This is a genomic window from Streptomyces sp. AMJ-169 (assembly GCF_055597585.1).
This window is the reverse complement of record NZ_JBVLTJ010000003.1, coordinates 407,707-432,199: the sequence shown is the minus strand read 5'-3', so window position 1 is coordinate 432,199 and position 24,493 is coordinate 407,707. Positions and strand designations below refer to the sequence as shown.

The window sequence follows — 24,493 nt, the reverse complement described above, 5'->3', positions numbered from 1 at the left end:
AATGGGTCAGACGTGCCGCAGGACGGTTTCCCGGTGAGCGGGGCAACCGACTGCGTGACGCTCAACTGCGCACACACAGCCGCAATCTGATGCGGCAGCTCACACCTCGAATGCCGCTGAGCGTCACCGCCCTGTGCGAGGGGCTCAGTGAAATGCGCGGCAGGCGGATCAGCCTCATGGAATGGGATCTGGCCGCCGACGGCCCGTTCGGTCTGCTGATATCCCGTGAGCACGAGGATGTCATCGTCTACCAGGCGAAAACGACAAAAGCCCATCAGGCGCACATCATTCTTCACGAAGTCGGACACATTATCGCGTTCGACCTGGCGGGCGAGCGGCCGTCCGGCCCGATGGAGCGGTCCTGCTATTCGGACCGGGACGAGCGGGACGCCGAGATCATCGCGTCGACGATCATGTACCGGGCGATCTCGATGAACCGGCGCGTTCAGAGCCAGGGGCTCGATGAGCCGTGGCGGCCCTCGGTATACAACAGCCTCGTACTCACCGACGGTGTGGTATGAGTGTGCTCAACCTTGTCACCGTCGCCACGCTCCTCGGCGGCGCGGTCTGGACGATGCCCGTCCTGATACAGCGGCGCTTGCGCGATCCCATGCGGCTGCATCTCTGTCTGGCGCTGCTGCTGATGGGGACGGGGAACGTGCTGGCCCAGCCGTCCGTCCTCGGCTTCGTCGACATACATGTCTTCGAGGGATTCTCCAAGATCGCGTACAACGCCGAGGTCTTGGCCGGTCTCGGTCTCATGGTCGGATTCCTGCGCGAACGCCCGCTGCGGCGCTGGAAGCCGCCGTGGCCCTGGGAAGTGGGCGCCTGTCTCGTCTGTCTGACGGGGATGCTCGCGATGACCGTGATCCTGCCGGCCCATTTGCGCAATCACGTGCTGACGTCCACCTACCTCGTCGACTGGCGCATCCGCACTTTCTATAATTTCGGTAATTTTTATCTCTTCTTCGGGTATGCGGCCAGCGCCTATCTCGCCGGACGGCACGCCCGGCAAGGCCGTTCACTGCGGCGGACTTCGTTCAGCATCATCGCCGTCGGTCTGAGCGGGCTCGCTCTCACCTGCATTTTCCGCTTTCTCTGGGTGAATCTGCCTACGCTGCGGGAACCCGGCCGGCTGATCTCCTACACCGATGTCTTTCTCTTCGGGCAGGTCGCCGCCATCGTGGTGTGCGTGGGCTTGAGTCTTCCCTTTTTCGTCAGCGTGGTGCAGATCGTGCGAGAGCGGGCTGAACAGCACAGTCAGTTCCGTGCGCTCGAGGAGCTGTGGCGCCGGCTTGTGGAGGTCTATCCCGAACTGGTCCTGGACCGGCGCAACCGTCGGCGGCGCGTTTTTCCCGCGAGTTCCCTCGCCGTCTACCGGCGTTATGTCGAATGCCGCGACGGTCTGACCAGGCTCGGCCCCTACCTCCGGCTCGTGTCCGAGGAGTCGTCGACGCCGGTGCCGCAGGATGATCTGCGGGCGTTCGCGCACCTTGTCGAGCACGCCCTGAGTCTGCACGGCGATCAGGGGACGCGGGACGGGGGCCCGCCGACGGAGGCGGTCTTCGTCCTCACACCGCGCAGCCGGCACAGCGCCGACGGGCACGACTACGAGGAGGATCTCGGCACTCTCGTCCGGCTCTCCCGCGAACTGCGGGCGATGCCGGCGCCCGGTCCGGTCCGGGACGTCGCCGTGGGGTGAGCGTGCCGGACGCCTACGCCTGACGGCCGTCGGTGCCCGCCGGGTCCCCGGAGGAGGCCGGCTGTTTCGAGTCCAGCACGTCCATGATGGACAGCAGTTGCTCGCGCAGTGCGGGGTTCAGCTGGCCGGCCCGCATCGCGATCGACCGCACCTGCCGGTCGGCGAGCATCTCCGCCCACTCGTCCTTCGGCTGCTCGGTGGGCGCCTCGTTGATGAGCGCGCTCACCGACACCGGCAGGGTCATGTCCCGTGACTGGAAGTACTTGACGATCGCGGAGAGCACGCCGACCGTCGGGTTGGTCTGCGAGCCGTTGCGCAGGGCGGTCAGATAACTCCGGGAGATCGTCACGTCATGACTCGGGTCGCCGGAGATCGCCTGCGAGACCTCGGCGGTGGACGGCTCGCGCAGGCGGCCCACGGCATCCGCGGTGGCGGCATCGGCGAACCAGGAGTTGAGACGTTCTGCCAGCGTAGCCATGTGTCCGACCTTCTTGGGCTTCGGCGACTCGGGGGTGTTCCCGCGGATGAGCGCGGAGGGTGCAGCTTCGACAGGCGCTCCCACGCCACTGGCGACCGCTTGTCATAACGACCCTTGCCCTCACGGTAACACAAGTGACACAACCAGAGCCCGCTTGCTACTATAATCGACAGCAGGCCGATAAAGAGCTTCACTTGCTCTCAAAATGGCAGCTCACGCTGGAGGGGATATGCGTAGCAGCACTGTCTTTACCCAGGGACTTCGTCAAAGCGTCGGGACCAGCCCGCTCTGGACGGTCGAGGCCGTCCGGCAGGTGCGGTACCACGTCGTCAGCTCCAACCGTCTGTTCGATCCCGCCAACACCGCACTGCTGACCGGATGCCCCGACGCCCCGATGCGCCCGGGCGACCGGCGGCTCGTCGTCATCGACCAGAACGTCGACGCGCTCTACGGCGCCGACGTGCGCGCCTTCTTCGCCGCTCACGGGATCGACGCGACGGTCGTGACCCTGCGCGCCGACGAGGCGGTGAAGCAGTGGGACGCCGTGTCCCAGGTCGTCGACGCGATGAACGACTTCGGGATCGACCGCCGCCGCGAGCCGGTCCTCGCCGTCGGCGGCGGGGTGCTGACCGACATCGTCGGGTTCGCGGCGAGCCTCTACCGGCGCGGAACGCCGTACATCCGCATCCCCACGACGCTGATCGGCCTCGTCGACGCCGGGGTGGGCGTCAAGACCGGGGTCAACTACGAGCGGGGCAAGAACCGGCTGGGTACCTATGCGCCGGCGACGGCCACCTTCCTGGACCGGTCCTTCCTGCGCAGCCTGCCCCCGCGGCACATCAGCAACGGTCTCGCCGAGATCCTGAAGATGGCCCTCATCCGCTCCGAGGACCTGTTCGCCCTGCTGGAGTCGGAGGGCACCGCGGTCCGGGCCGACCGGCTCCAGGGGACGACCGAGGACCTCGCCCGCGCCGCGGACGCCATCCTCGCCGAGTCCATCCACCTCATGCTGGAGGAACTCCAGCCCAACCTGTGGGAGTCCGCGCTGGAGCGCTGCGTGGACTACGGCCACACCTTCAGCCCGACACTGGAGATGCACGCCCTGCCCGAACTGCTGCACGGCGAGGCCGTGGTCATCGACATGGCCCTGACGACCGCGCTCGCGACCCTGCGCGGCGATGTCTCCGAGGCCCAGGCCGACCGCATCTACCAGGTGATCCGGGTGCTCGGACTGCCCACGTGGAACGAGGTCCTCGAAGACCCCGCGCTGCTCGAGGAAGCCCTGCGCGACACCGTGCGCCACCGGGACGGCCAGCAGCGGCTGCCGCTGCCGACCGGGATCGGACGGCACCACTTCGTCAACGACGTCACCGGCGCGGAACTGCGCGAGGCCACCCGCCTGCTGCGCGACCACGCCCAGGGGCACACCACCCCCGCCGGGCTGCTCGTCCCCGAGCAGGTCGGCGCGTGAGCCGCACGGACCGCGGCGCTGCGACGGCGGTCGTCGTCGGCGGATCGACCGGCGTCGGACGGGGCGTCGCCGACGCGTGGGCCGCGCAGGGCATCGAGACCCATGTCTTCAGCCGCAGCCGGCCCACCGGACCCGGCGCCGGCCGGCTGGTGTGGCACCGGCTCGACTTCCGCGACCCCGGACCGGCCCGGCAGGCGCTGCGCACCCACCTGCCCGCCGGCCTCTCCCTGGTCTGCTACTCCGCGATCTACTTCACGGCCCGGCGCGAGCCTTTCCTGGCGACCGACGAGACCGACTGGCTGGACCAGTTCGCGATCAACGTGCACGGCCTGGCCTGGACGCTGAAGGCGACGCTGCCGTCGCTGCGGGCCGCCGCCCCGGGGCTCTTCCTGCACATCTCCTCCGAGGTGGTCTACAACGCGGGCCCCAACCGGTCCGGGTACGCCGCCACCAAGGCCGCGGCGAGTTCGCTGATCCGGTCCGTCGCCCAGGAGACCGACGCGGGCGAGGTGGCGTTCGTCGAGGCCCTGCCCGTGGGGATGGTCGACAGCCCGGGCATCCGCGCCCGCCGCTCCCCGGGCTTCGACTACAGCGGCTACATGCCGCCGGCCGCGTTCGCGCCCCTGGCCGCCGAACTCGCCCGGACCCGCGGGGCGCCGTACGCGGGCGAGGCCCTGGTCGTGCACGGGGACACGACCTGGTCGTCCGTCGCCGACGGGCTGCCGGTGTCCCAGTCCCGCCCCCTGGACCGACCCTTCCGATAGTCAGGAGCGCACACATGCCCAAGGCACAGCCGGACGCCCCGGTGGCGACCGCCGAGAACCCCCTGCCCCGTCTGCGCGCCTCGGCGCTGCTGTTCGACATGGACGGCACGCTCGTGGACTCCACCGCCCTCGTCGAGTCCACGTGGGCCGACTTCAGCGCACGGCACGGAACCGACCTCACCGAGGTCCTCGCGTACGCGCACGGCCGGCCCACCCGGGAGACGGTGAGCCACTTCGTCCCCGACCCGCGACTGGCCGCCGCCGAGACCCGGCGGCTCGTCGCGCACGAGGAGACGCAGACCGCCGGGATCACGGAGATACCCGGCGCCCGCGCCCTCCTCGCGGCACTCCCGTACGGCTCCTGGGCCGTCGTCACCTCGGCCGGCCGCCGGCTCGCCGAGGTCCGGCTCGCCGCCGCGGGCCTGCCCCTGCCCGAGATCATGGTGAGCGCCGACGACGTGGCCCACGGCAAGCCCCACCCCGAGGGCTATCTGCGGGCCGCCGCCGCGCTCGGAGCCGGGCCCGCCGACACGCTCGTCTTCGAGGACTCCGGCGCCGGCGTCCGGGCGGGCCTGGCCAGCGGCGCCCGTACCGTCGTCATCGGCGCCCTGGACGAGTTCGACGCGGTGGCGGAGCGGTACCCCGACCTCCGCGGCTTCCGGGTCGAGACGGCGTCCTCCGCGCCCGGCGAGGTCACGCTGACGGTGTCCGGGCCACACGCCGGGCGGCCCGGGGAACGCCGGTGACCGCCGCCGCGGCGCAGGCCCTTCTCGCGGCGGACGTCGGCGGTACGTGGGTGCGGCTGCGCGTCGGGGGAGCGGGGGGCGCCGTCGAACGGCTCCGGTCGCCCAGCCTGCTCCAGCACCCCGGCCGGCCGGTCGCACGGCTGCGGGAGGACATGGTCGACCTGCTGTGCCGGGCGGCGCCGCCCCGCGCCCACGCCGCGGTCTCCTTCGGCGCGGCCCTCGACCACCTCACCGGCACCGCCTTCGGCTCGGCGCCGCTGTGGGGCGCGGAAACCGAGCCGTACGACCTGGGGGCCGCGCTGCGCCGGAGCCGGCCCGACGTCACCTGGCAGCTCGTCAACGACGTCACCGCGGCCCTGGTGGACTTCGCGGCCACGCACGCCCGGCCCGGTGTCCGGCGCATCGGCTATCTGACCCTCAGCAGCGGTATCGCGCTGCGGATCGCGGACCTGGAGCGGACCCGTATCCCGGTCGACGAGCGGGGACTCCAGGGCGAGATCGGCCACCTGCCGGCGATGACCACGGACCCGGACCTCGAGCGGGCGGGGCTACTGTGCGAGTGCGGGGCCCCCGGCCACCTCGCCTCGGTCTCCTCAGGACCCGGTATCGCGCGCGTCGCCGAACTGCTGGGGCTCGGCATGGGAGCGGCGCCGCCGCAATGGCTCCCCGAGGCACTCACGGCCGGCGACCCCGGGGCGCGGCGGCTGCTGGAGCTGTGCGTCGAACCGGTGGCGCATATGCTGCGCACCCTGTGGTGCCTCGACCCGCACCTCGACCTGCTCGGCCTCGGCGGAGGCGTCGTCGAAGGGCTCGGCGCCCACTACGCCGACGAACTGTGCCGCCAGCTCGGCCGCGCCACCTCCTACGCCGACCCCGGCCGCAGCCGGGCCTGGATCGCCGGCCGGCTGGTCTTCTGCGCCCCCGGCACGGTCGACGCGCTGCGCGGGGCGGAGCACGTCGACCGCTGGCTGCCGGGGATCGCGCCGTGAGGGGCACGCACCGCGCCCTGGTGCGCCTCCCCGCGGACGCGCGGGGCCGCACCCGCCTCGCGGTCACCGAGGTGCCGACGCCCCGGATCGGCCCCGGGGACGTCCTCCTGGCACCGGTCACCGCCGGTGTCTGCGGCACCGACTGGCAGATCCTGCGCGGGCTGCGCGACGACCCGAGCGATGTCCTCGGGCACGAAGGCGTGGCCCGGGTCGTCGCGGCCGACAGCGCCGGCCCGCCCGTCGGTTCGCTGGTCATGGTGAACCCCACCCACCCGGGCGACCCCTCGTTCCTGCTCGGGCACAACGTGCCCGGCCTGTGGGCGGAACGCACCCGCGTCCCCGCCGCCGCCGTCCGCGCGGGCCTGGTCCTGCCCGTCCCGGAGGGCGCGGCCCGGCCGGCCGTGGCGGCCCTGGCAGAACCCCTGGCCTCCGTGCTGTACGGCCTCGAGATCGCCCTCGGTACGGCGCGGCCCGCCGCCCTGGTCGTGTGGGGGGACGGGATCGTGGGACGGCTCGCCCGCGACGCCTGGCGGCGTGAACTGCCCGGACTGCGGCCCCTGTTGGTGGGGCACGGCACCGACGCCGTCGATCCGGGCGACCCCGCGCTGCCCGGACTGCTCGCCGGCCTGCCCGCGCCGGTCGGCGTGGTGATCGCGACGCCGCGCACCGGCACCCGCGAGGCGCTGATCGCCGTCGACCGTCATGTACGGGGCACGCTCCTGGTCGACGTGCACGCGGGACTGCCGCCGGGGCCGGTGCCGCTGTCCGGGGGCGAGGCCGACGCGTCGGCCCTGCGCGCCGGCAACTGCGGGGGAGAACCCCGGCCGCCCCGGGTGCACCGCCTCGGCCGTCCGGCCGGTCCGCTGCTGCTGTACGGGCACCGCGGAGTCTCGGCCCGCCATCTGCGCCAGGCGCTCGCTCTCCTCCTGGCCCGGCAGGGCGGGCCGCCGGGCGGCTCCGTGCTGACCCACGAGGTGGACCTGGAGGGCGCCGCCGACCTCGTCAACTCCGTACTGGACGCGGCCGGCCGGGTCCACGACGGGCGGCGCGTCCTCAAGGCGGCGATCCGGATCGGCGGCGGAGATGACGGCTGAACCGACTGCTCTGGCCGTGGCCGTGCCCCAGTGGCGGATCAGCACGGACCGGAGGGAAGCGGCCCGCGTCGCGCTGGCGGAGGGGGCCGATCAGCTGCACCTGGACTTCGGCGGGGCCCACCGCGGACCGCCGCTGAGCGATCCCGGTGAGCTGCGCGCGGCCGGGGCGATCTCCAGGGACATCCCGGTCCCCGTCCTCGCCGTCAACCACGTCAACGACATCGGTCTCGCCCACGAGCACGGCGTGGCGAACCCGGCGGCGCTCGCCCTGCTGGAGCGCGCCCTGGACTGCGCGCGCGGCCTCGGCGCACGCGTCCTGCACGTGCCCGGCTTCCGGCGCAGCCGGCCGGACACCGACGGGCTGCGGGCCGGCACCGCCGACGCGCTGCGCGTCCTGTGCGAGCGGGCCGCGGCGGCGGGGCTGACCCTCGCCTACGAGTCGCCGCTCGGCCCCGCCGGCTCCCTCGCCCTCGCCCGCTCGGTGGACCGTCCGGCGCTGCGCCTGGTGCTGGACACCGGCAATCTCCTGGACGCCGGTGAGGACCCGCTGCGCTTCGCCCGCCTGGTCGGCGCCGCCGGGCTGCTCCTGCCCGACCTGCACGTCAAGGACCCCCTGAGCGCCGGCGGCAGCGGCGCCCCGGCGCTCGACACCCTGCCCGCTCTGCTGCACCGGGCGGGCGCCCGCTCGGTGCTCGTGGAGAACGACTACCGGTCCGCCCCGGCCCGCCTGCGGACGGACATCGCGCTGTGCCGCACCGCGGCCTGGCCCCACCACGTCAAGGACGAACGATGAAATCCATCCTGCTCACCGGCCCCCGCACCGTGACGGTCGCCGAGGCCGCCCCACCCGAGCCGGGCCCGGGCGAGGCACTGGTCCGGGTGAGACTGCTCGGCCTGTGCGGCACGGACCTCGGCTTCTACGACGGCAGCAGCAACTATCTCCGCGCCGGCCTCAAGAGCTACCCCTTCGTCCTGGGCCACGAGTGGATCGGCACGGTGGCCGCACTGGGCCCCGGCGCCGATCCCGCCCTGGCCGGGCAGCGGGTCGCGGGGCACAACTTCCGGGCCTGCGGCCACTGCCCGCACTGCCGGGCGGGCCGGATCAGGTACTGCCCGGACCGCAGCGAGATCGGCGTCCTCGGACCGCGCCCCGGCGCGGGAGCGCAGCTGATCACCGCACCGGTGAGCACCCTGACCCGGATACCCGACGCCCTGTCCGACGCGGCCGGCGCGCTCCTCGAGCCGACCGCCGCCGCGGTCCACGCCGTGGACCGGCTCGCCGTGACCTCCCGGGACCGGGTCGCCGTCCTCGGCGCGGGCACCTTGGGGCTCGCGGCGGCCCAGGTCGCCCGGGCCCTCGGCGCCGCCACCACCGTCTTCGACCCCCAGCCCACCGCACGGGAACTGGCCCGCGGCCTCGGCCTCACCGCCCAGGCCGCGCCCGCCGAGGCGGACGCGGAGGCGTACGACGCCGTGATCGAGGCGTCCGGCAGTGTGGCGGCGGTCGGCGCCGCCGTCCGGCTGGCCGCCTCCGGCGGGCGGGTGGCCCAGCTGGGGACGCCGCACCACGCCGTCGACGGATTCGACGCGGCAGGCCTGGTCATCCGGGACGTCACACTGCACGGCGTGCTGTCCGGCATCGGCTACTGGGACCGGCTGGTCGCCCTGGTGGAGTCCGGCGCGGTGGACCTGGACGCCCTTGTCGACCGGGTCTTCCCCCTCGACGACCTCGACGCCGCCTTCGCCCGTCTCGCGGACGGCGGACGGGCCCGGCCCAAGGTCCTGGTCCAGGTCGATCCGGCCGCGCGCGGCGCCGCCGGGGCCCGCCGGTGAGCGCACCCGCACCGACGGCCGCGCCGGCCAGGATCGACGCGCCGGCCGCGGCACGCCTGGCGGTGCTCGCCGGGGCCACCTTCGTCTACGTCACCTTCGAGGTCTTCCCGGTCGGCCTCATCCACGACATCGCCGCCGACCTCGGTGTCGGCGCCGGCCGGGTGGGACTGCTCATCAGCGGGTACGCCGTCGTGGCCGCCGTCGTCACCATCCCGACCGTCGCGCTCGCCGGCCGTGTCTCGCGCGGTACGGCACTGGTGGTCTCCCTGCTGGTGCTGGTCGTCGCCGAGCTGCTCGCGGCGACCGCCACGGGCTTCGCCGCGATGGCGGTCAGCAGGGGGGTGGCGGCGCTGACGCACGGGGTGCTGTGGTCGCTGATCGCGCCGGCGGCGGCCACGCTGGTGCCCCGTGAGCGGGTCGGGACCGCGACCGCCGTGGTGTTCGGCGGGTCCTCGCTCGCGGCGATCGTGGGCAGCCCCGGTACGGCGTTCGTCGGTGAACTCATCGGGTGGCGCGCCACCGCCCTGCTGCTCGCGGCGGTCACGGCGGCGGTGACCGTCGCGCTGGTCTGGGCGCTGCGGCCACGGCCGGCGGCACCCCGCGCCGGCCCGGCGGCGGCTCAGCCGCAGGACCGGCACGACGGCCCCGGGGCGGCGCAGTGGCCCGCGGTCCTGACGCTGTGCGCGGTCGCCGTGGTGCTGGTCGTCGCGCACTTCCTCAGCTACACCTACTTCGCCGTCATCGTCACCGAGGCCACCGGGGCGTCGGGGGCGGTGGTCGTGCTGCTCGCCGTCTTCGGCGGCGCGGGAGTGGTGGGGACGTATCTCGCCGGCCGGCACAACGACCGCGCCCCGCAGCGTGCCGCGGCCGTGACCATGGCGGCCTTCGTGGCGGGGACCGGTCTGCTCGCGCTCGCCTTCGCCCCGGCGCCGGCGGCGGCGCGCTGGGCGGCGGCCGGCGTCGCCGTCGCGGTGTGGGGAGGGGCGTTCGCCGCGGCGGGCCCTGTCTTCCAGACGGGGGTGATGCGCCTGGCGGGCGCCGACGCCGACCGGGCGTCCTCCGTCTACGTCACCGGTTTCCAGATCGGCATCGCGGGCGGATCGGCCCTCGGCGCGACGCTCCTCAGCCGGCCGGCCGGGCTCCCGGTGGTCTCGGCCGTGCTCGCGGCGGCGGTGCTGGCCACCGTGCTGCTGAGGCGCCCGGTACCCGGTGTCTGACTGTCCTGGCGTAGAACTCCGTCATCAATCTGCTTGTATAGTGGACAAGAGGCTAATAAAATAATCCACGGCCCTTGAGAGGGGCTGTCCGTCGCACACGAGAGGCACCGCATGCGGTCCCGTATGGCTGTCCTGATCCTGGCGATCTTCTGTGTCGGCACGGCCGAGCTCGCGCCGAGCGGCATGCTGGGCGACCTGTCCCGGGATCTGTCGGTGACCATCCCCACCGCGGGGCTCCTCGTGACCGTCTACGCGCTGACCGTGGTGATCGGCGGGCCGCTCGTCACCGCCGCCACCACCCGGGTCAGCCGCAAGCACCTGCTCGTCGGACTGCTGCTGGTCTCCGTCGCCGGCAACGTCGTCTCCAGCCTCGCCCCCACCTTCGGCCTGCTGGTCGTGGGCCGTGTGCTGACCGCCGTCATCCACGGCACCTTCCTCGCCGTGTGCGTCGTCATCGCGGGCGGCATGGCCGAGGAGGGCAAGGAGGGGTCGGCGATCGCCGGCACCCAGCTGGGCATCAACCTGGCGACCGTGCTCGGCGTGCCCCTGGGCACCCTGGTCGCCCACCAGCTCAACTGGCGGGCCACGTTCGGCAGCGTCGCCGTCCTCGCCCTGGTCTCCGCCGTCCTCATCCTGCTGGTCATCCCGGACAGCGGCGCCCCCGGCAACTCCTCGGCCGCACACGAGCTGCGCGTGTTCAGGAACTGGCAGGTGATCGGTACCGTCCTGGCCACGGTCCTGTGCTCGGGCGGCATGTTCACGCTGATCACCTACATGGTGCCGCTGCTCACCGACGTCGGCGGCTTCCCGTCCACCTGGGTGCCGGCCGTGCTCGTCGGCTACGGCCTGGGCTCCCTCGCCGGCAACGCCATCGGCGGCAGGATCGCCGACCGGTCCGTCGACGCGGCGGTCCTCGGACTGTCCTGGACCCTGGCCGCCGTCTGCCTCCTGTACTGGGTCGCCGCCCCCACACCGGCCGGCGGGGCCGTCTTCCTGATCCTCTTCTCCATGGCGACCTTCGCCCTCATCCCCGGACTCCAGACCAAGGTGCTCTCCGCCGCCGCGGCCGCGCCGACGCTCTCCCTGACCGCCAACATGTCCGCTTTCGGACTCGGCGCCGCCCTCGGCTCCTGGGCCGGGGGACAGCTCATCGACCAGGGCCTCGGCATCCGCGCGGTGACGGTCGGCGCCGCCGCGTTCACCGCCCTCGGCGCCCTGCTGATCGCCCAGACGGTGCACAGCGGCCGGCGGCAGCGCAAGACCCTCGGCGACCAGGCGCACGGCGCCGCCGCCGAGCGGCAGCCCGCCGACTCCGACACAGGCGCCGCGCCGGCCTCCTGAACCAGACCTCCTGACCGGATCTCGCCCACGAGAAAGCCATCCTCATGCCGAGCAGCTCCGCGACCTCCACCAGGCCCAGGCTTCCCTCGCTGACCGGGCTGCGCTTCATCGCAGCCGCCCTCGTCTTCTTCTTCCACTCCTCACTCATCTTCATATCGATGAACCCCTTCGCCGACCCCGAGACGGCGGACGACTTCCGGTGGCTGTTCAGCAAGGCCGGATGGATGGGGGTGTCGTTCTTCTTCGTGCTCAGCGGTTTCGTGCTGACGTGGTCGGCGCGGCCCGGTGACACGGTCACGGGGTTCTGGCGGCGGCGTCTGCTGAAGATCTTCCCCAACCACATCGCCACCTGGGCCCTGGCCATGCTGCTGTTCGCCGGGGCGACGCTCCCGGTCAAGGTGTGGCTGCCGAACCTGCTCCTGGTGCACTCGTGGTTCCCCGACCCGGCCGTGTACCTGAGCCTCAACGCCCCGGCCTGGTCGCTCTGTAGCGAACTGCTCTTCTACCTGCTGTTCCCGTTCCTGCTCGGGCCGGTGTCACGGATCAAGACGCGGGCGCTGTGGTGGTGGGCGGCGGGCATGGTCGCCGGCATGCTGGCCGTACAGCTCGTCACCGACTTCCTGGCGCCCGGCAGCCCCCCGGCACCCGGTACCGACGTGACGGTCTGGCAGTTCTGGTTCGGCTACAACTTCCCGCCGGTGCGGATGTTCGAGTTCGTCCTCGGCATGATCCTGGCCCGGCTCGTGCTCGCGGGCGCCTTCCCCCGGACCGGGATCGTCCCGGCGGCCCTGCTGTGCGTGGCCGGCTACGCGGCGGCGCTGGCGGTGCCGTTCCTGTACGGCCTCAACCTCATGACCGTCGTACCGATCTCGCTGCTGATCTGCGCGGTGGCGCACGCCGATGTGGACCGTGCTCCGACGGTGCTGCGCGGGCGGGCCATGCAGTGGCTCGGCGAGGTCTCCTTCGGGTTCTATCTCGCCCAGCAGATCGTGCTCTCGTTCGTGCGCACCACGCTGATGCATCACCGGACTGTCGCGGCCCCGGCCGCCGTCGCCGTCGTGGCGGCCGAGTTCGCCGGCGCCCTCGCCCTCGGCTGGCTGCTCCTGGTGTGCGTCGAACGCCCCGTCATGCGCCGCTGGGCCCGCTCCCGCCGCAAGCCGCCCGCCCAGGCCGGCCCCTCCCCGACCCCGCAGCAGCTCACCGCCGCTTCCTGAAGGGAACAGGCACCCATGACCTCGTCACCCCTCGCCGGCGCAGCCGAGACGTACCGGACCAAACTTCCCTCACTGACCGGACTGCGCTTCATCGCCGCCGCCCTCGTCTTCTTCTTCCACGCGACCTTCAGTGACCCGCCCATGAACCCCTTCGCCGACGCGAGCTGGGAGGAAGGCTTCCGGTGGCTGTTCAGCAAGGCCGGATGGATGGGGGTGTCGTTCTTCTTCGTGCTCAGTGGCTTTGTGCTGACGTGGTCGGCGCGGCCCGGTGACACGGTCACGGGGTTCTGGCGGCGGCGTCTGCTGAAGATCTTCCCCAACCACATCGCCACCTGGGCCCTGGCCATGCTGCTGTTCGCCGGGGCGACGACACCGGTGTCCGCGTGGCTGCCCAACCTCTTCCTGATCCACTCGTGGTTCCCGCAGCACGCGACCTTCATCAGCGTGAACCCGCCGAGCTGGTCGCTCTGTAGCGAACTGCTCTTCTACCTGCTGTTCCCGCTCCTGCTCGGGCCGGTGTCGCGGATCAAGACGCGGGCGCTGGGGTGGTGGGCGGCGGGCATGGTCGCCGCCATGCTGGCCGTACAGCTCGTCACCGACTTCCTGCTGCCGCGGCACCCGCCGACCCCGGAAGGCTTCGGCGTCTCCCTGTGGCAGTTCTGGTTCGGCTACAACTTCCCGCCGGTGCGGATGTTCGAGTTCATCCTCGGCATGATCCTGGCCCGGCTCGTGGCGGCCGGCACCGCCCCCCGGATCAGGATCGTCCCGGCCGCCCTGCTGTGCGTGGCCGGCTACGCGGCGGCGATGGCGGTGCCGTTCCTGTACGGCCTCAACCTCATGACCGTCGTCCCCATCGCCCTGCTGATCTGCGCGGTGGCCCGCGCCGACGTGGAAGGCACCCGGACGGTGCTGCGCGGGCGGGCCATGCAGTGGCTCGGCGAGGTCTCCTTCGGCTTCTACCTCGCCCAGTACGTGGTCATGTACACCCTGCGCACGAAGCTGATGGACGAGCGGCTCCTCAGCCCGGTACCCGGACTCCTCACCCTGCTCGGCTTCTTCCTCGCGACCCTCCTGACCGGCTGGCTGCTCATGGTGTGCGTCGAACGCCCCGTCATGCGCCGCTGGGCCAGGCCGGCGAGACGGACCACACCGCAAGGCGAGGAACCACGCCCCGCCCCCGCCCTGAACTGACCACCTCTCTAGCTCTATCCACCCCCACAAGCAAGGAGACACCCGTGCCCACCATCGACGTCAACGGCACCCCCGTCCACTACACCGCCCAGGGCACCGGCCCCGGACTGCTGTTCGTACACGGCACGGCCGCGGACGGCGAGACCAACTGGGGCCATCTGCGCGAGCACTTCACCGAGCGCCACACCGTCATCACCCCCGACTACTCGGGCAGCGGCAAGACGCCCCTGCACGCCGACGACCTGAGCCTGGACGAGCTGTCCGACCAGGTGATCGGCGCGGCCCGGGCGGTGACCGGCGAACCGTTCGACATCGTCGGCTTCTCGCTCGGCGGAGTCGTCGCCGCAGCCTCGGCGGCCAAGTACCCGGAGCTGATCCGCCGGCTGGTCGTCATCAACAGCTGGGCCCGCAACGACGACCCGCGCCAGCAGCTCGCCGTCGACCTGTGGCGCAAGCTGCCCGACATCGACGCGGAGGCCTTCGCCGCCTACAGCGCGCTGCTGATCTTCTCGCCGCCGTTCCTCGCCGGGTTCGGCAGCGACGGCGTCAAGGCCACCGTGGCCGGGATCACGGCGGAGATCGGCACCCTGCGCCAGATCGAGCTCGACCACCGCGTGGACATCACCGACCTGCTGCCCGCCATCGGCGCCCGCACGCTCGTCATCGGCTCCAGCCGGGACATGCTGATCCCGGTGGAGCACTCGCGGGAGATCCACCAGGCCCTCAAGGGCAGCGAGTACGCCGAACTGGAGAGCGGCCACATGGTCGTCTTCGAGAAGACGGCCGAACTGGTCCAGCTGATCACCGAGTTCCTCGACCGGGACTGATCCCGGCGGCAGCTCCGCGTTTGTGGCCGGAGCGGGCGCACCCGCCCCTCCGGCCGCCCCGGCCTGCCCACTTCCCGCTTTCCTCCGGAGAGGCACCATGTCCGTATCCACCGGTTCCACCGAATCCGACGCGATATCCAGAGGCCCTGCCCCCCGTTCCCGGCAGGCTGTGCACAACCGGCTCCCCTCCCTGACCGGGCTGCGCTTCATCGCGGCTCTGCTGGTCTTCTGCTACCACTCCTCGCTCGCCCTGCCCGCCCTCAACCCCTTCGCCTCACGGGACGTCGCCGACCACTACCGGTGGCTGTCCAGCAACGCGGGCTGGGCCGGAGTGAGTTTCTTCTTCATCCTCAGCGGCTTCGTCCTGACCTGGTCCGCCCGGGAGGGCGACCCGGCCCGGCACTTCTGGCGCCGGCGGTTCTTCAAGATCTACCCCAACCACCTCGTCACCTGGGTGCTGGCCCTGGCCCTGCTCTCCGGACCCGCCACCCAGTGGTGGCAGGCGGTGCCCAACCTCGTCCTGGTGCACGCCTGGATCCCCGAGTTCACGGTCTTCCTCGGCGTGAACCCGCCCAGCTGGTCCCTCGCCTGCGAACTCTTCTTCTACCTGTGCTTCCCGCTGCTGCTGCGCTGGATCAAGCGGATCCCGGCGGCCCATCTGTGGCGCTGGGCGGTCGCGGTCGCGGCCACGGTGATCGCCGTACCGGCACTGGCGTATCTGCTGCTGCCCTCGAACCCGCCCATGCCCGAGGGCTCCCCGGCGTCCGTCTGGCAGTACTGGAGCGTGTACATGCTCCCGCCGGTGCGTGCCCTGGACTTCGCGCTCGGCATGCTGATGGCCCGCATCGTCCTCACCGGCCGCCGGTTCCCCGTCCGGCCGCTGCCCGCCGCGCTCGCCTGCGTGGCGGCGTACGCCCTGTCCCTCTACGTCCCGTGGCTCTACACCCTCGACGCGGTCTTCGTCGTCCCGATGGCCCTGCTGATCCCGGCGGTCGCCCTCATGGACACCTCGGGGCGGCGTTCCGTGCTGCGCAGCCGGCCGATGGTCTGGCTCGGCGAAGTGTCCTTCGCCTTCTACATGGTTCACCTCATTCTGCTGAACGTCGTCCGTGACATCCTCGGTCCGGACAGGTACTTCGCAACCGCGGCGGGCATCGGTGTCCTGCTGTCGCAGATGCTGCTGACACTCGGCGCGGCATGGCTGCTGTACGTGGCGGTGGAGAAGCCGGCCATGCGCCGGCTGGGACGGTCTCGCAAGGAGCTCGCATGAAAGCAGTGATCATCGACCGCTACGGGCCGCCCGAGGTCCTCACCGTGGCCGACCTGGACCCGCCGCGGCCCGGCCCCGGCGAGATCCTGGTCCGGGTGGCGGCGGCAGCCGTGAACCCGGTCGACCTCGCGGTGCGCCGCGGCGACATCCCGGCCCCGGCGCTGCCGACCACGGTCGGCTGGGACGTGTCCGGGACGGTCACGGAGACGGGCCCCGGCGCCACCCGCTTCCAGGAGGGCGACCGGGTGATCGCGGCACGCTCCCTCTTCGCCGCCGGCACCGGGGTGAGCGCCGAGTACGTCGCCCTGGACGAGACCCTCGCGGCGCGCGCGCCCGGGAACGTGCCGCTGGCGGACGCGGCGGCCATACCGCTGGCGGCCCTCACCGCCGAGCAGGCGCTCGCCCGGCTCGGGGCCGACTTCCAGGGACGACTGCTGGTGAGCGGCGCCGCCGGGGCGGTCGGCGGCCACCTCGTGCAGCTGGCCGCCCTGCGCGGATGGCGTCCGGCAGGACTCGCCCGCGCGTCCGACGCGGACACCGTGGCGGAACTCGGCGCGGCCGAGATGTTCTCGGACACGGGCACCGTGCCGGACGGGGCGTTCGACGCCGTCATCGACGCGGCGGGCCGGCCCCGGACGCTCGCGGCGGTTCGGGACGGCGGACGCTTCATCTCCCTCACGCCGTTCGCGGTACCGGAGGCCGAGCGCTCCGTCGACGTGGAGGTCTACGGAGTGCAGACCGACGGCACCATGCTCGACGCGCTGGCCCGCCACGTCGAGACGGGCAAGCTGACGCTGCGCGTCGCCCACGTCCTGCCCTTCACGGACGCTCCGCGCGCGCACGCGCTCCTCGAGGGCGGCGGCGTCCGGGGCAAGATCCTGCTGACGCCCTGAGCCGGCGCGCCGGTGTGACGGACCGTCAATACAGTTCGATGACCAGTCGGTCGGACCGTGCGCGGGACACGCACAGGGCTATCTGCGTGCCCGCCGCCTTCTCCGCGCTGGACAGGCAGTTGTCGCGGTGGTCCGGGACCCCGGCGAGGACCCCCGAGACGCAGGAGCCGCAGACGCCCTCCTCGCAGGACTTGGAGACCTCGATGCCGTTCTCCTCCAGGACCGCGAGGATCGGCTTGCCGGCGGGGATCTCGAAGACCTCGCCCGTGTCGAGCTCCACGGTGAAAGGGCGGTCGTCGCCGGTGACGGGCTCGGTGGGGGAGAAGTGCTCCACGTGGACGTGGTCCTCGCCGATCACGGGCGCGAAGAGCGAGGTCACCTGCTTCATGAAGGGCTGCGGGCCGCAGGTGTAGGCGTGGTCGGCGGGGGTCAGCGCGTTCGCCAGCCCGGAGAGCAGCGCGGACTGCTCCTCCAGGGACACGCCGAAGTGGAGGCGGACGCGGTCGCGGAACGCGGCGCGCTCCTCCAGCAGGGCGACGAACGCGGCCTCCTGACGCGAGCGGGCGAAGTAGTGCAGCGCGAAGTCCGCGCCCCGCGCGTGCAGCCGGTAGGCCATGCTCAGCAGCGGGGTGACGCCGATCCCGCCGGCCACGAGGACGTGCCGGTCCGCGTCCTCGGCCAGCGACAGCAGATTGCGGGGCCTGCCGATCTTGAGGTGGTCCCCCGCGCTCACCTCGTGCAGCGCGGCCGACCCGCCGCGCGAGCGGGGCTCCCGCTTCACGCCGATCAGCAGGGACGACGGGTCGTCCGGCGGACCGCACAGCGAGTACTGCCGCAGGACACCGGTCGGTCCCGTCACGTCGATGTGCGCCCCGGCCTCGTACGGCGTGAACGGCGCGCCGTCCTCGCGGACCAGGCGGAGCATCCGGATCTCCCGCGTCTCCTGCGTGACCTCGGCGACCTGCACGGACAGGCTCACAGCAGGAACCCGGCCGCGGGGACGGCCTCTTCGCTGTCGACGAGGCGTACGACCTTGAGGACGATCCGGTCGCCGCGGTCCGAGAGCCGGACGCGGAGGGTGACGTCGGCGGCCCAGATGTCGTGCCGGCCGCGCTTGTGGGCGATGAGGATCTGGGCGCAGCGCAGGGTCACCTCGTCGTCGGAGACCTCGGCCGCCACGAACCGCGAGACCGTACGCACGGTACGCGCGGCGTCGACCGCGGCGATGGCGTGTCCCTCGGTCATCCGGGCGACGCGCATCCGCCGCATCCGGGCGTCGTCGTAGACCATGTTGAGGGTGCCGGCGAAGTCCTCGGTGCGCGCGTCGATCGGGACGACGTAGTGGCCGTCGTCGGTGTAGAGGTCCTGCCAGGCCGCGTACTCCTTGCGGTCCAGCAACTCGGCTTCCCGCCAGGCCAGTTCGATCGCCCGGGTCACCCGGGGGTCGGCCGCCAGGGGGGTGCGGAGGGTCTCAGTCATCGCTCATCATCTGCTTCCACTTGTCGTACGCCGCGCGCATGCCGGTCTCGTCGGTGACGTGGGAGGTCGGCCAGCCCTGCGGGCTCGTGGTCTCGCGGGCCATACCGCGGTTGATCATGATCGGGATCTCCGGGGAGCCCTGGGCGCCGCGCTGGACGCGGTCCCAGCTCTCGGCGTCGTCGGGGGTGCCGAAACCGAACGGGCCCTGGAAGTGCTCGTGGATGCGCAGCCGTTCCCGGTTGACGGGGTCCACGATCTCGGGCGGTCCGTCGGGGCCGAGGGCCACGTGCTCGATCAGGGTCTCGTCGACCGAGACCGGGCGCAGCACCCGCAGGAACGAGATCGACATCGACACGTTCGGGAACAGGTCCAGGTTGAAGCCGGTCCCGTGCATGGCGCGGACCAGCTTGCGGATCTCCGCGTCGCCGAGCCCGGTCGACTTCAGCTCGGTGACGAGCGGATCGAAGCGGGGCTGGAGCGGCTCGGTGCCGTCGTCGGCGTCGAGATCCGAGTGCGCGGGCACCATCTGGGCGACGCTGTGGCCGTTGCCGAGGTCGTGGGTGACCGCGGCGGGGTCGGTCATGAACGACATCATGTCGGCCGTCTCCGCGTCGACCGAGGCCATCCAGGAGCGGTGCACGATCGGGAAGTGGTAGCCGTCGGTCGTGTTCTCCAGCTGGATCTTCCAGTTGCCGCGGAACCTGAACCGGTGCGTGCCGAGGACCTTGACCGGATAGCCGCCGCCCTGCTTCATGAAGCGGTCGATCCACAGCTTCACGTCCCCGAGGAAGTCCGCCAGCGGCTGCGCGCCGTGGTCGAAGGTCGCGAAGACCATCCCGCCGTAGAACTCGGTGCGCAGCTTCTTCAGGCCCAGGTCGCCCTTCTCCAGGACGCCCTCGTAGCCGTCCGGATAGGGAATGCCGCGCAGCGTGCCGTCGAGGCCGTAGGACCAGGCGTGGTAGGGGCAGGTGAAACCGTTGGCCTGGCCCTCGCGCCGCTCGCACAGGCTCGTGCCGCGGTGCCGGCAGCGGTTGAGGAGGGTGTGCAGGACGCCCTTGCGGTCCCTGGTGACGATGACCGGCTGCCGGCCGACGTACGTCGTCTTGAAGCTGCCGGGCTTCGGCAGCTCGCTCGTGTGCGCGACCCACACCCAGGTGCGCTCGAAGATCCTCGTCATCTCGGCCTCGAAGATCTCCGGGTCGGTGTACATCCGGCCGGCCACGCGGTCCTCGCGTACCAGGCCGGCCGGTGAGAGGTCGTGGACGTTCTCCGCGGTGAACTCAGCGGTCATGGAAGGTGCCTCCAGGATCGGATCCGGGGTGCTGCCGATCAGTGCCTCCGACGTTAGGGAGCCGGCGCCGGCCGGCCAATGGGGGAAGGTCTTGGCGGGCGTAGGGGAAATCCTCAGGGGCGGCGGAGGAAGTCTCGATACCCCCGGCCAGGGGGGCCGCCGTAGCTTCGGTGGGGTCCGGGACCTGCTCGGGCGTGGTTCTGGCAGGAGGAACGGTGGCTACGAAGACGGACCGATTGACCCCGACACAGCGGGAGTTCCGCGCCGCGATGGCGAATCTCTCCGCCGGTGTCAACATCGTGACGACCGACGGCCCGCACGGGCGGGCGGGGCTCACGGTGAGCGCGGTGTGCTCGGTGACCGACGCACCGCCCACGATGCTGGTGTGCGTCAACCGCTCCAGCCGCAGTCACGACATCCTGCGCGGCAACGGGCGGGTCTGCATCAACGTGCTCGGCCCCGGGCACGAGGACGTGGCGCTCGCCTTCGCCGGGGGCGCCTCGCCGCAGGAGCGGTTCTCGGTCTCCGCCGGGGTGTGGGACCACTCCGTCGCCGACGTGCCGGTCCTCAAGGGCTCGGCCGCCTCGGTCGTCGGCCGCATCACCGGCAGCGCCGCGCGGGGCTCGCACTCGGTGCTGTTCGTCGAGGTGGACCGGGTGATCGCGGGGGAGGACAGCGGGGGCGGACTGGTGTACTTCCAGCGCCGGTTCCACCCCATCAGCGCCCCGCTGAGCGCGTGATGGCGGACGACGGCCGCCGTATGACCCTCACCTGCTACAACGACACGTTCGGCTACGGCTGGCGGCACGTCGACCTGTTCACCCACGACGCCGAAGGCCGCGAACTCGACTGGGTCCACTGGGCGGTGGCCGCCGACGGGCCCGACGCGGCCGACTCGGTCACCGGCCAGGTCGAACCGCGGCTGCGGCGCACCTCGCGGTGGCGGCACGGGGTCAGCGCCGGAGGGATGGACTACTGGGAGGCCGACGCGGCCTGGGACGAGCCGTGAGCCAGGCCCTCCAGGAGGACACCCCGATGAGATTCACCCACGAGACCCTGCCCCAGCGGATCGTCTTCGCCCCGGACGACGCCTCCCGCGCGATCGCCGACGAGGTCGCACGACTCCAGTCCGGCCGCGTCATGGTCGTCGCCGCTCCCTCGGCCGCGCCGCTCACCGCCGCCCTCACCCACGGCCTGCCGGTGGCGCACGTCCACGACGAGGTCGTGCCGCACGTGCCGGTCGAGGTGGCCGAACGGGCCCGCGAGGCCGCGGCCGAGTGCCGCGCCGACGTACTGGTCTCCCTCGGCGGCGGCTCCGCGGTCGGCCTCGCGAAAGCGGTCGCGCTCACCACCGGCCTGCCGATCGTCGCCGTCCCCACGACCTACGCGGGCTCGGAGGCCACGGACGTCTGGGGCCTCACCCACGGGACGACGAAGACGACCGGCACCGACCTGAAGGTCCTCCCGCACGCCGTCGTCTACGACGCCTCCCTCCTGCGCACGCTGCCCGCCGCACTGGCGGTCGCCAGCGGGCTCAACGCGCTGGCCCACGGCGTCGACGCGATGTGGGGGCCGCGCGCCGACCCGGTCGACCGCGCCCTCGCGGGGGAGGCGATCCGCGCCCTGGGGCAGGGACTTCCCCGCATCACCGCCGATCCGGCGGGGCACGAGCGGACGCTCTACGGCGCCTACCTCGCCGCCGTCGCCTTCGCCTCCGCCGGCTCGGGCCTGCACCACAAGATCTGCCACGTCCTCGGCGGCATGTTCGGCCTGCCGCACGCGCAGACCCACGCCGTCGTCCTCCCGCACGTCCTGGCCGTCAACGCCCCGCACGCTCCCGAGGCGGAGCGCAGGATCGCGACCGCGCTCGCCGCCCCCACCGCGCTCGCGGGACTGACCGGACTGTGCGCGCGGCTCGGCGCGCCGACGGCCCTGAAGGACCACGGGATGCCCGAGCACGGGATCGCCGCGGCGGTCGGACCGGTCCTGGCCGCCCTCCCCGCGAACAACCCCGCCCCCCTGACCCCGGATCAGCTCACCGCGCTGCTGCGCGCGGCGTGGGAAGGGGACCTCCCGCGATGAACCCCGCCCACAGAACCCCTCCGATGAAACATCCTGCCGAGGAGAGTCCGATGGTTGCCGAGACCGTACTGACCGCGCTGGTGAAGCGGGTCGAGGTGCTGGAGGCCGAAGCCGGCATCCGGCGGCTCCAGGCCCGGTACATGTTCCTGTGCGACACCCCCTGCCCGGAGTTCGGGGTGCGCGACGACGCGCACCGGATCGATCTGATCATGGAGCTGTACACGGAGGACGCGGTGTGGGAGGGGGTGGGGGAGTACTACGACAACCAGTTCGGGCGGGCCGAGGGCGCCCCGGCGATCCGGCGGCACTTCGAGGGGTTCTGGGGCGAGAAGCAGGACCCGGCGCTGCTGCTGAACGCGCACTACCTGACCTCGGAGCAGATCCACGTCGACGGCGATGAGGCGACGGGCCAGTGGATCCACGTACAGCCGTGGCTCTTCTCGGACGGCAGGTCACTGCTGCGGTCGAGCCGCCTCAACAACGCCTTCCGCAGGACCGACGCCGGCTGGCGGATCACCAGGACCCGTACGGAGAACGTGTTCGTCACCCCGCTGGCGAAGGACTTCGCGGAGAGCTACCCGTCGGCGTCGGTCCTGATGCGGCCCTGGTGAGGGAGCCCGGCCCGGTCGTCCATGTCGTGGACGACGACGCGGACGTACGGCAGTCGCTGGTCTTCCTGCTCCAGAGCGTGGAGGTGCCGGCGCTCACCTATCCGACCGCCGGGGACTTCCTGGCGGAGTTCGACCCGGACGAGCCCGCGGTGGTGATCGTCGATGTGCGGATGCCGGGGCTGAGCGGTTTCCAGCTCCAGGAGGAACTGGTGCGGCGGGACTACCCGGCCCCGGTGATCTTCTGCTCGGCGCACGGGGACATCCCGATGTCGGTGCGCGCCGTGCGGGCCGGGGCGGTGGACTTCCTGGAGAAGCCGTACGAGCCGCAGCGGATCCTGGAGGTCGTGCAGGGCCAACTGCGGGAGGCCGAGCGGGCGTTCGCGGCGCGGGGCGGCCGGCTGCGGGTCCGGGAGCGGCTGGCGTCGCTCACGCCCCGGGAGCGGGAGGTGCTGCGGCTGGTGATCGACGGTCTGCCGAGCCGGGTCATCGCACGCCGGCTGGGCGCGAGCGTGAAGACCATCGACGTGCACCGCGCCCGCATCAAGGCCAAGACGGACGCCGAGAGCCTCGGCACCCTCGTACGCGACATCCTGGGCTGCGGCATCAGCGTCTGACCCCTGACAGCAATACGACGGCGGTCCCCGGGGCGGAAACCTCGGGGACCGCCGTCAGGCGTGCACCGCCCTCACTTGACGTACCGGGCGGCCTCGGTGGCCCGGCCCATCGCCCACTCCAGCGGACCGCGCCGGAAGAAGCGCGACCAGACGGTGGCGAGGAGGGTGATCGACAGGATGAAGCCGAACAGGACGGCGAACGGCTCGATGTCCCGCTCCTCGTTGTTCAGCAGCCAGATGAGGACGATGTGGTAGACGTACGCGGTCAGTGACATCGAGCCGACCGCGATGACCGGCCTGCTGAGGCTGCGCAGCCGGGGGAAGGCGTCCATGGCGGCCAGGCACGCGGTGATCACGAGGATCGCCACACCGGTGTTGCCCACGATGGAGAGGGTCGCCTCGCTGTGCGGGGACGCGACCAGCAGCCCGGCGGGGACGTCACCGAAGGGACCGGTCATCCCGGGCCCGTCCGAGCCCGCCTCGGCCTTCCGGACGGCCGCCGCGGCACCCGGGACGATCCGCAGCGCCAGCCAGGACCCGCCGTACCCGAGGGCCGCGAGCGCGGCGCCGCCGGCCGCGGTGCGCGCCCGTACGGCCATGTCCGCCAGGTCGAGACGGGCCAGGGCCATGCCGGCGATGACGAACGGGACCCAGGTCAGGGCCGGATAGCCGCCGGTGAAGAGCAGCGAGACGGGGCCGTCGGCCTGGCCGACGGTGGGGAACACGCGCCCGCCGACCACCGGCTTCAGCACGTACAGCAGCTGCGGTCCCGCCAGCGCCCAGCCCGCCGCGATCAGCGCCAGCGGCACCGCGCCCAGCCGGTGCAGGGGCAGCACGAGCAGGAAGAACAGCCCGTAGAAGGCGAGGATCGGCACGACCGGGGTGCCGGTCATGGTCAGGGCGGTACCGAGCGCCAGCAGGATCACGGCCCGGATGACGACCTTGGCGACGGCCTGCCGGCCCGCAAGACCCGTCTTCGGCGTCCGGCGCCCGGTGATGAGGGCGACCGTGAAGCCGGCCAGCACCGCGAACAGCGCGGAGGAGCGGCCCTGCACCAGCTCCATCAGGAAGCCGCCGGAACCCTCCTCGCCGGGGGTGGGGCCCACATGGACCGCGTACATGCCGAAGACGGCCAGGCCGCGGGCCAGGTCTAAGCCGACCATCCGGGCCGTGGCGGACCGCCCTGTTCCGGCAGTGGGGAGAGCAGCGGTCGCTGCGTCAGATGTCATGCCCCCAGCCTCGTGACCCCGCGCGCCGGACTGAATCCGCCGACAAGCCCCTTCACCCCCGCCGGTCGGCGGGAGGAAACCGGCCACCGCGCGCCCATGCATTTCCTGGCGGCTTCCCGTGCACCCAGCGGCACCCCGGCGCCGGGGGATCGGGCGA

Annotated in this window: 26 protein-coding genes; 21 read left to right on the top strand and 5 right to left on the bottom strand. The window is 72.3% G+C overall.

The genetic code is table 11. The features are described 5' to 3' along the window. The first annotated feature begins 89 nt into the window (after window positions 1-89). Window positions 90-521: a hypothetical protein gene (locus tag ACYUD3_RS10205; RefSeq protein WP_470967003.1), complete on the top strand. Its 432-nt coding sequence runs from the start codon at window positions 90-92 to the stop codon at window positions 519-521. Next, window positions 518-1,702, top strand: a complete 1,185-nt coding sequence (locus ACYUD3_RS10200) for an MAB_1171c family putative transporter (protein WP_470967001.1) — start codon at window positions 518-520, stop codon at window positions 1,700-1,702. The genes ACYUD3_RS10205 and ACYUD3_RS10200 overlap by 4 nt, the downstream gene beginning before the upstream one ends. Before the next feature lie 13 nt (window positions 1,703-1,715). Here the strand turns inward: ACYUD3_RS10200 and ACYUD3_RS10195 are convergent, their stop codons facing one another. Continuing rightward, a complete protein-coding gene (locus ACYUD3_RS10195) occupies window positions 1,716-2,180 on the bottom strand; it encodes a hypothetical protein (protein ID WP_470966998.1) in 465 nt (154 codons plus the stop codon). A gap of 229 nt (window positions 2,181-2,409) precedes the next feature. On the opposite strand from ACYUD3_RS10195, the gene ACYUD3_RS10190 reads away from it, so the two are divergent. The 14 genes from ACYUD3_RS10190 to ACYUD3_RS10125 all read left to right on the top strand — a co-directional run bounded on the left by ACYUD3_RS10190 (window position 2,410) and on the right by ACYUD3_RS10125 (window position 17,030). Then, complete coding sequence (locus ACYUD3_RS10190; protein WP_470966995.1) at window positions 2,410-3,651, top strand: sedoheptulose 7-phosphate cyclase; 1,242 nt, start codon at window positions 2,410-2,412, stop codon at window positions 3,649-3,651. Continuing rightward, a complete protein-coding gene (locus ACYUD3_RS10185) occupies window positions 3,648-4,415 on the top strand; it encodes an SDR family NAD(P)-dependent oxidoreductase (RefSeq protein WP_470966993.1) in 768 nt (255 codons plus the stop codon). The genes ACYUD3_RS10190 and ACYUD3_RS10185 overlap by 4 nt, the downstream gene beginning before the upstream one ends. Window positions 4,416-4,429: 14 nt before the next feature. Beyond that, window positions 4,430-5,161, top strand: coding sequence for an HAD-IA family hydrolase (locus ACYUD3_RS10180; protein WP_470966991.1), 732 nt, complete (start codon window positions 4,430-4,432; stop codon window positions 5,159-5,161). Then, window positions 5,158-6,150, top strand: coding sequence for an ROK family protein (locus ACYUD3_RS10175; RefSeq protein WP_470966988.1), 993 nt, complete (start codon window positions 5,158-5,160; stop codon window positions 6,148-6,150). The genes ACYUD3_RS10180 and ACYUD3_RS10175 overlap by 4 nt, the downstream gene beginning before the upstream one ends. Then, complete coding sequence (locus ACYUD3_RS10170) at window positions 6,147-7,244, top strand: alcohol dehydrogenase catalytic domain-containing protein (protein ID WP_470966985.1); 1,098 nt, start codon at window positions 6,147-6,149, stop codon at window positions 7,242-7,244. Before ACYUD3_RS10175 ends, ACYUD3_RS10170 begins: the two co-directional genes overlap by 4 nt. Before the next feature lie 16 nt (window positions 7,245-7,260). Next, entirely contained in the window at window positions 7,261-8,037 is a 777-nt protein-coding gene (locus ACYUD3_RS10165; protein ID WP_470966983.1) for a sugar phosphate isomerase/epimerase family protein, read from the top strand. After that, on the top strand, window positions 8,034-9,077 hold the full coding sequence (locus tag ACYUD3_RS10160; protein WP_470966980.1) for a zinc-dependent alcohol dehydrogenase: 1,044 nt from the start codon (window positions 8,034-8,036) through the stop codon (window positions 9,075-9,077). Before ACYUD3_RS10165 ends, ACYUD3_RS10160 begins: the two co-directional genes overlap by 4 nt. Beyond that, on the top strand, window positions 9,074-10,294 hold the full coding sequence (locus ACYUD3_RS10155) for an MFS transporter (protein ID WP_470966978.1): 1,221 nt from the start codon (window positions 9,074-9,076) through the stop codon (window positions 10,292-10,294). The genes ACYUD3_RS10160 and ACYUD3_RS10155 overlap by 4 nt, the downstream gene beginning before the upstream one ends. A gap of 123 nt (window positions 10,295-10,417) precedes the next feature. Beyond that, entirely contained in the window at window positions 10,418-11,635 is a 1,218-nt protein-coding gene (locus ACYUD3_RS10150; protein ID WP_470966975.1) for an MFS transporter, read from the top strand. Window positions 11,636-11,679: 44 nt separating this feature from the next. Further along, on the top strand, window positions 11,680-12,849 hold the full coding sequence (locus ACYUD3_RS10145) for an acyltransferase family protein (RefSeq protein WP_470966972.1): 1,170 nt from the start codon (window positions 11,680-11,682) through the stop codon (window positions 12,847-12,849). Window positions 12,850-12,864: 15 nt separating this feature from the next. Beyond that, window positions 12,865-14,040 (top strand): acyltransferase family protein, encoded by a 1,176-nt coding sequence (locus ACYUD3_RS10140; protein WP_470966970.1) that lies wholly within the window; start codon window positions 12,865-12,867, stop codon window positions 14,038-14,040. 44 nt (window positions 14,041-14,084) lie between these two features. Further along, the gene (locus ACYUD3_RS10135; protein WP_470966967.1) at window positions 14,085-14,867 is read left to right on the top strand and encodes an alpha/beta fold hydrolase; all 783 of its coding nucleotides are present in this window, start codon (window positions 14,085-14,087) and stop codon (window positions 14,865-14,867) included. Window positions 14,868-14,964: 97 nt separating this feature from the next. After that, the gene (locus ACYUD3_RS10130) at window positions 14,965-16,137 is read left to right on the top strand and encodes an acyltransferase family protein (protein WP_470966964.1); all 1,173 of its coding nucleotides are present in this window, start codon (window positions 14,965-14,967) and stop codon (window positions 16,135-16,137) included. Then, window positions 16,134-17,030, top strand: coding sequence for an NADP-dependent oxidoreductase (locus ACYUD3_RS10125; RefSeq protein WP_470966961.1), 897 nt, complete (start codon window positions 16,134-16,136; stop codon window positions 17,028-17,030). Before ACYUD3_RS10130 ends, ACYUD3_RS10125 begins: the two co-directional genes overlap by 4 nt. Before the next feature lie 25 nt (window positions 17,031-17,055). Here the strand turns inward: ACYUD3_RS10125 and ACYUD3_RS10120 are convergent, their stop codons facing one another. From ACYUD3_RS10120 to ACYUD3_RS10110, 3 genes are read right to left on the bottom strand one after another with little or no spacing between them, the layout of a single operon-like run. Continuing rightward, complete coding sequence (locus ACYUD3_RS10120) at window positions 17,056-18,009, bottom strand: PDR/VanB family oxidoreductase (RefSeq protein ID WP_470966958.1); 954 nt, start codon at window positions 18,007-18,009, stop codon at window positions 17,056-17,058. Further along, window positions 18,006-18,509 (bottom strand): aromatic-ring-hydroxylating dioxygenase subunit beta, encoded by a 504-nt coding sequence (locus tag ACYUD3_RS10115; protein WP_470966955.1) that lies wholly within the window; start codon window positions 18,507-18,509, stop codon window positions 18,006-18,008. The genes ACYUD3_RS10120 and ACYUD3_RS10115 overlap by 4 nt, the downstream gene beginning before the upstream one ends. Beyond that, the gene (locus tag ACYUD3_RS10110; protein ID WP_470966952.1) at window positions 18,502-19,800 is read right to left on the bottom strand and encodes an aromatic ring-hydroxylating oxygenase subunit alpha; all 1,299 of its coding nucleotides are present in this window, start codon (window positions 19,798-19,800) and stop codon (window positions 18,502-18,504) included. The genes ACYUD3_RS10115 and ACYUD3_RS10110 overlap by 8 nt, the downstream gene beginning before the upstream one ends. Before the next feature lie 215 nt (window positions 19,801-20,015). On the opposite strand from ACYUD3_RS10110, the gene ACYUD3_RS10105 reads away from it, so the two are divergent. Genes ACYUD3_RS10105 through ACYUD3_RS10085 form a run of 5 tightly spaced genes read left to right on the top strand, consistent with a single transcriptional unit; the run spans window position 20,016 to window position 23,107 of the window. Further along, window positions 20,016-20,540, top strand: coding sequence for a flavin reductase (locus ACYUD3_RS10105; protein ID WP_470966949.1), 525 nt, complete (start codon window positions 20,016-20,018; stop codon window positions 20,538-20,540). Next, window positions 20,540-20,809 (top strand): hypothetical protein, encoded by a 270-nt coding sequence (locus tag ACYUD3_RS10100; RefSeq protein WP_470966947.1) that lies wholly within the window; start codon window positions 20,540-20,542, stop codon window positions 20,807-20,809. The genes ACYUD3_RS10105 and ACYUD3_RS10100 overlap by 1 nt, the downstream gene beginning before the upstream one ends. A gap of 26 nt (window positions 20,810-20,835) precedes the next feature. Next, window positions 20,836-21,882 (top strand): maleylacetate reductase, encoded by a 1,047-nt coding sequence (locus ACYUD3_RS10095; protein WP_470966944.1) that lies wholly within the window; start codon window positions 20,836-20,838, stop codon window positions 21,880-21,882. A gap of 50 nt (window positions 21,883-21,932) precedes the next feature. Continuing rightward, window positions 21,933-22,493 (top strand): nuclear transport factor 2 family protein, encoded by a 561-nt coding sequence (locus tag ACYUD3_RS10090; RefSeq protein ID WP_470966941.1) that lies wholly within the window; start codon window positions 21,933-21,935, stop codon window positions 22,491-22,493. Next, entirely contained in the window at window positions 22,490-23,107 is a 618-nt protein-coding gene (locus tag ACYUD3_RS10085) for a response regulator transcription factor (RefSeq protein WP_470966939.1), read from the top strand. The genes ACYUD3_RS10090 and ACYUD3_RS10085 overlap by 4 nt, the downstream gene beginning before the upstream one ends. Before the next feature lie 71 nt (window positions 23,108-23,178). Here ACYUD3_RS10085 and ACYUD3_RS10080 read toward each other — a convergent pair whose 3' ends face one another. Next, window positions 23,179-24,336 (bottom strand): DUF418 domain-containing protein, encoded by a 1,158-nt coding sequence (locus tag ACYUD3_RS10080; protein ID WP_470966936.1) that lies wholly within the window; start codon window positions 24,334-24,336, stop codon window positions 23,179-23,181. Between the last annotated feature and the right edge of the window lie 157 nt (window positions 24,337-24,493).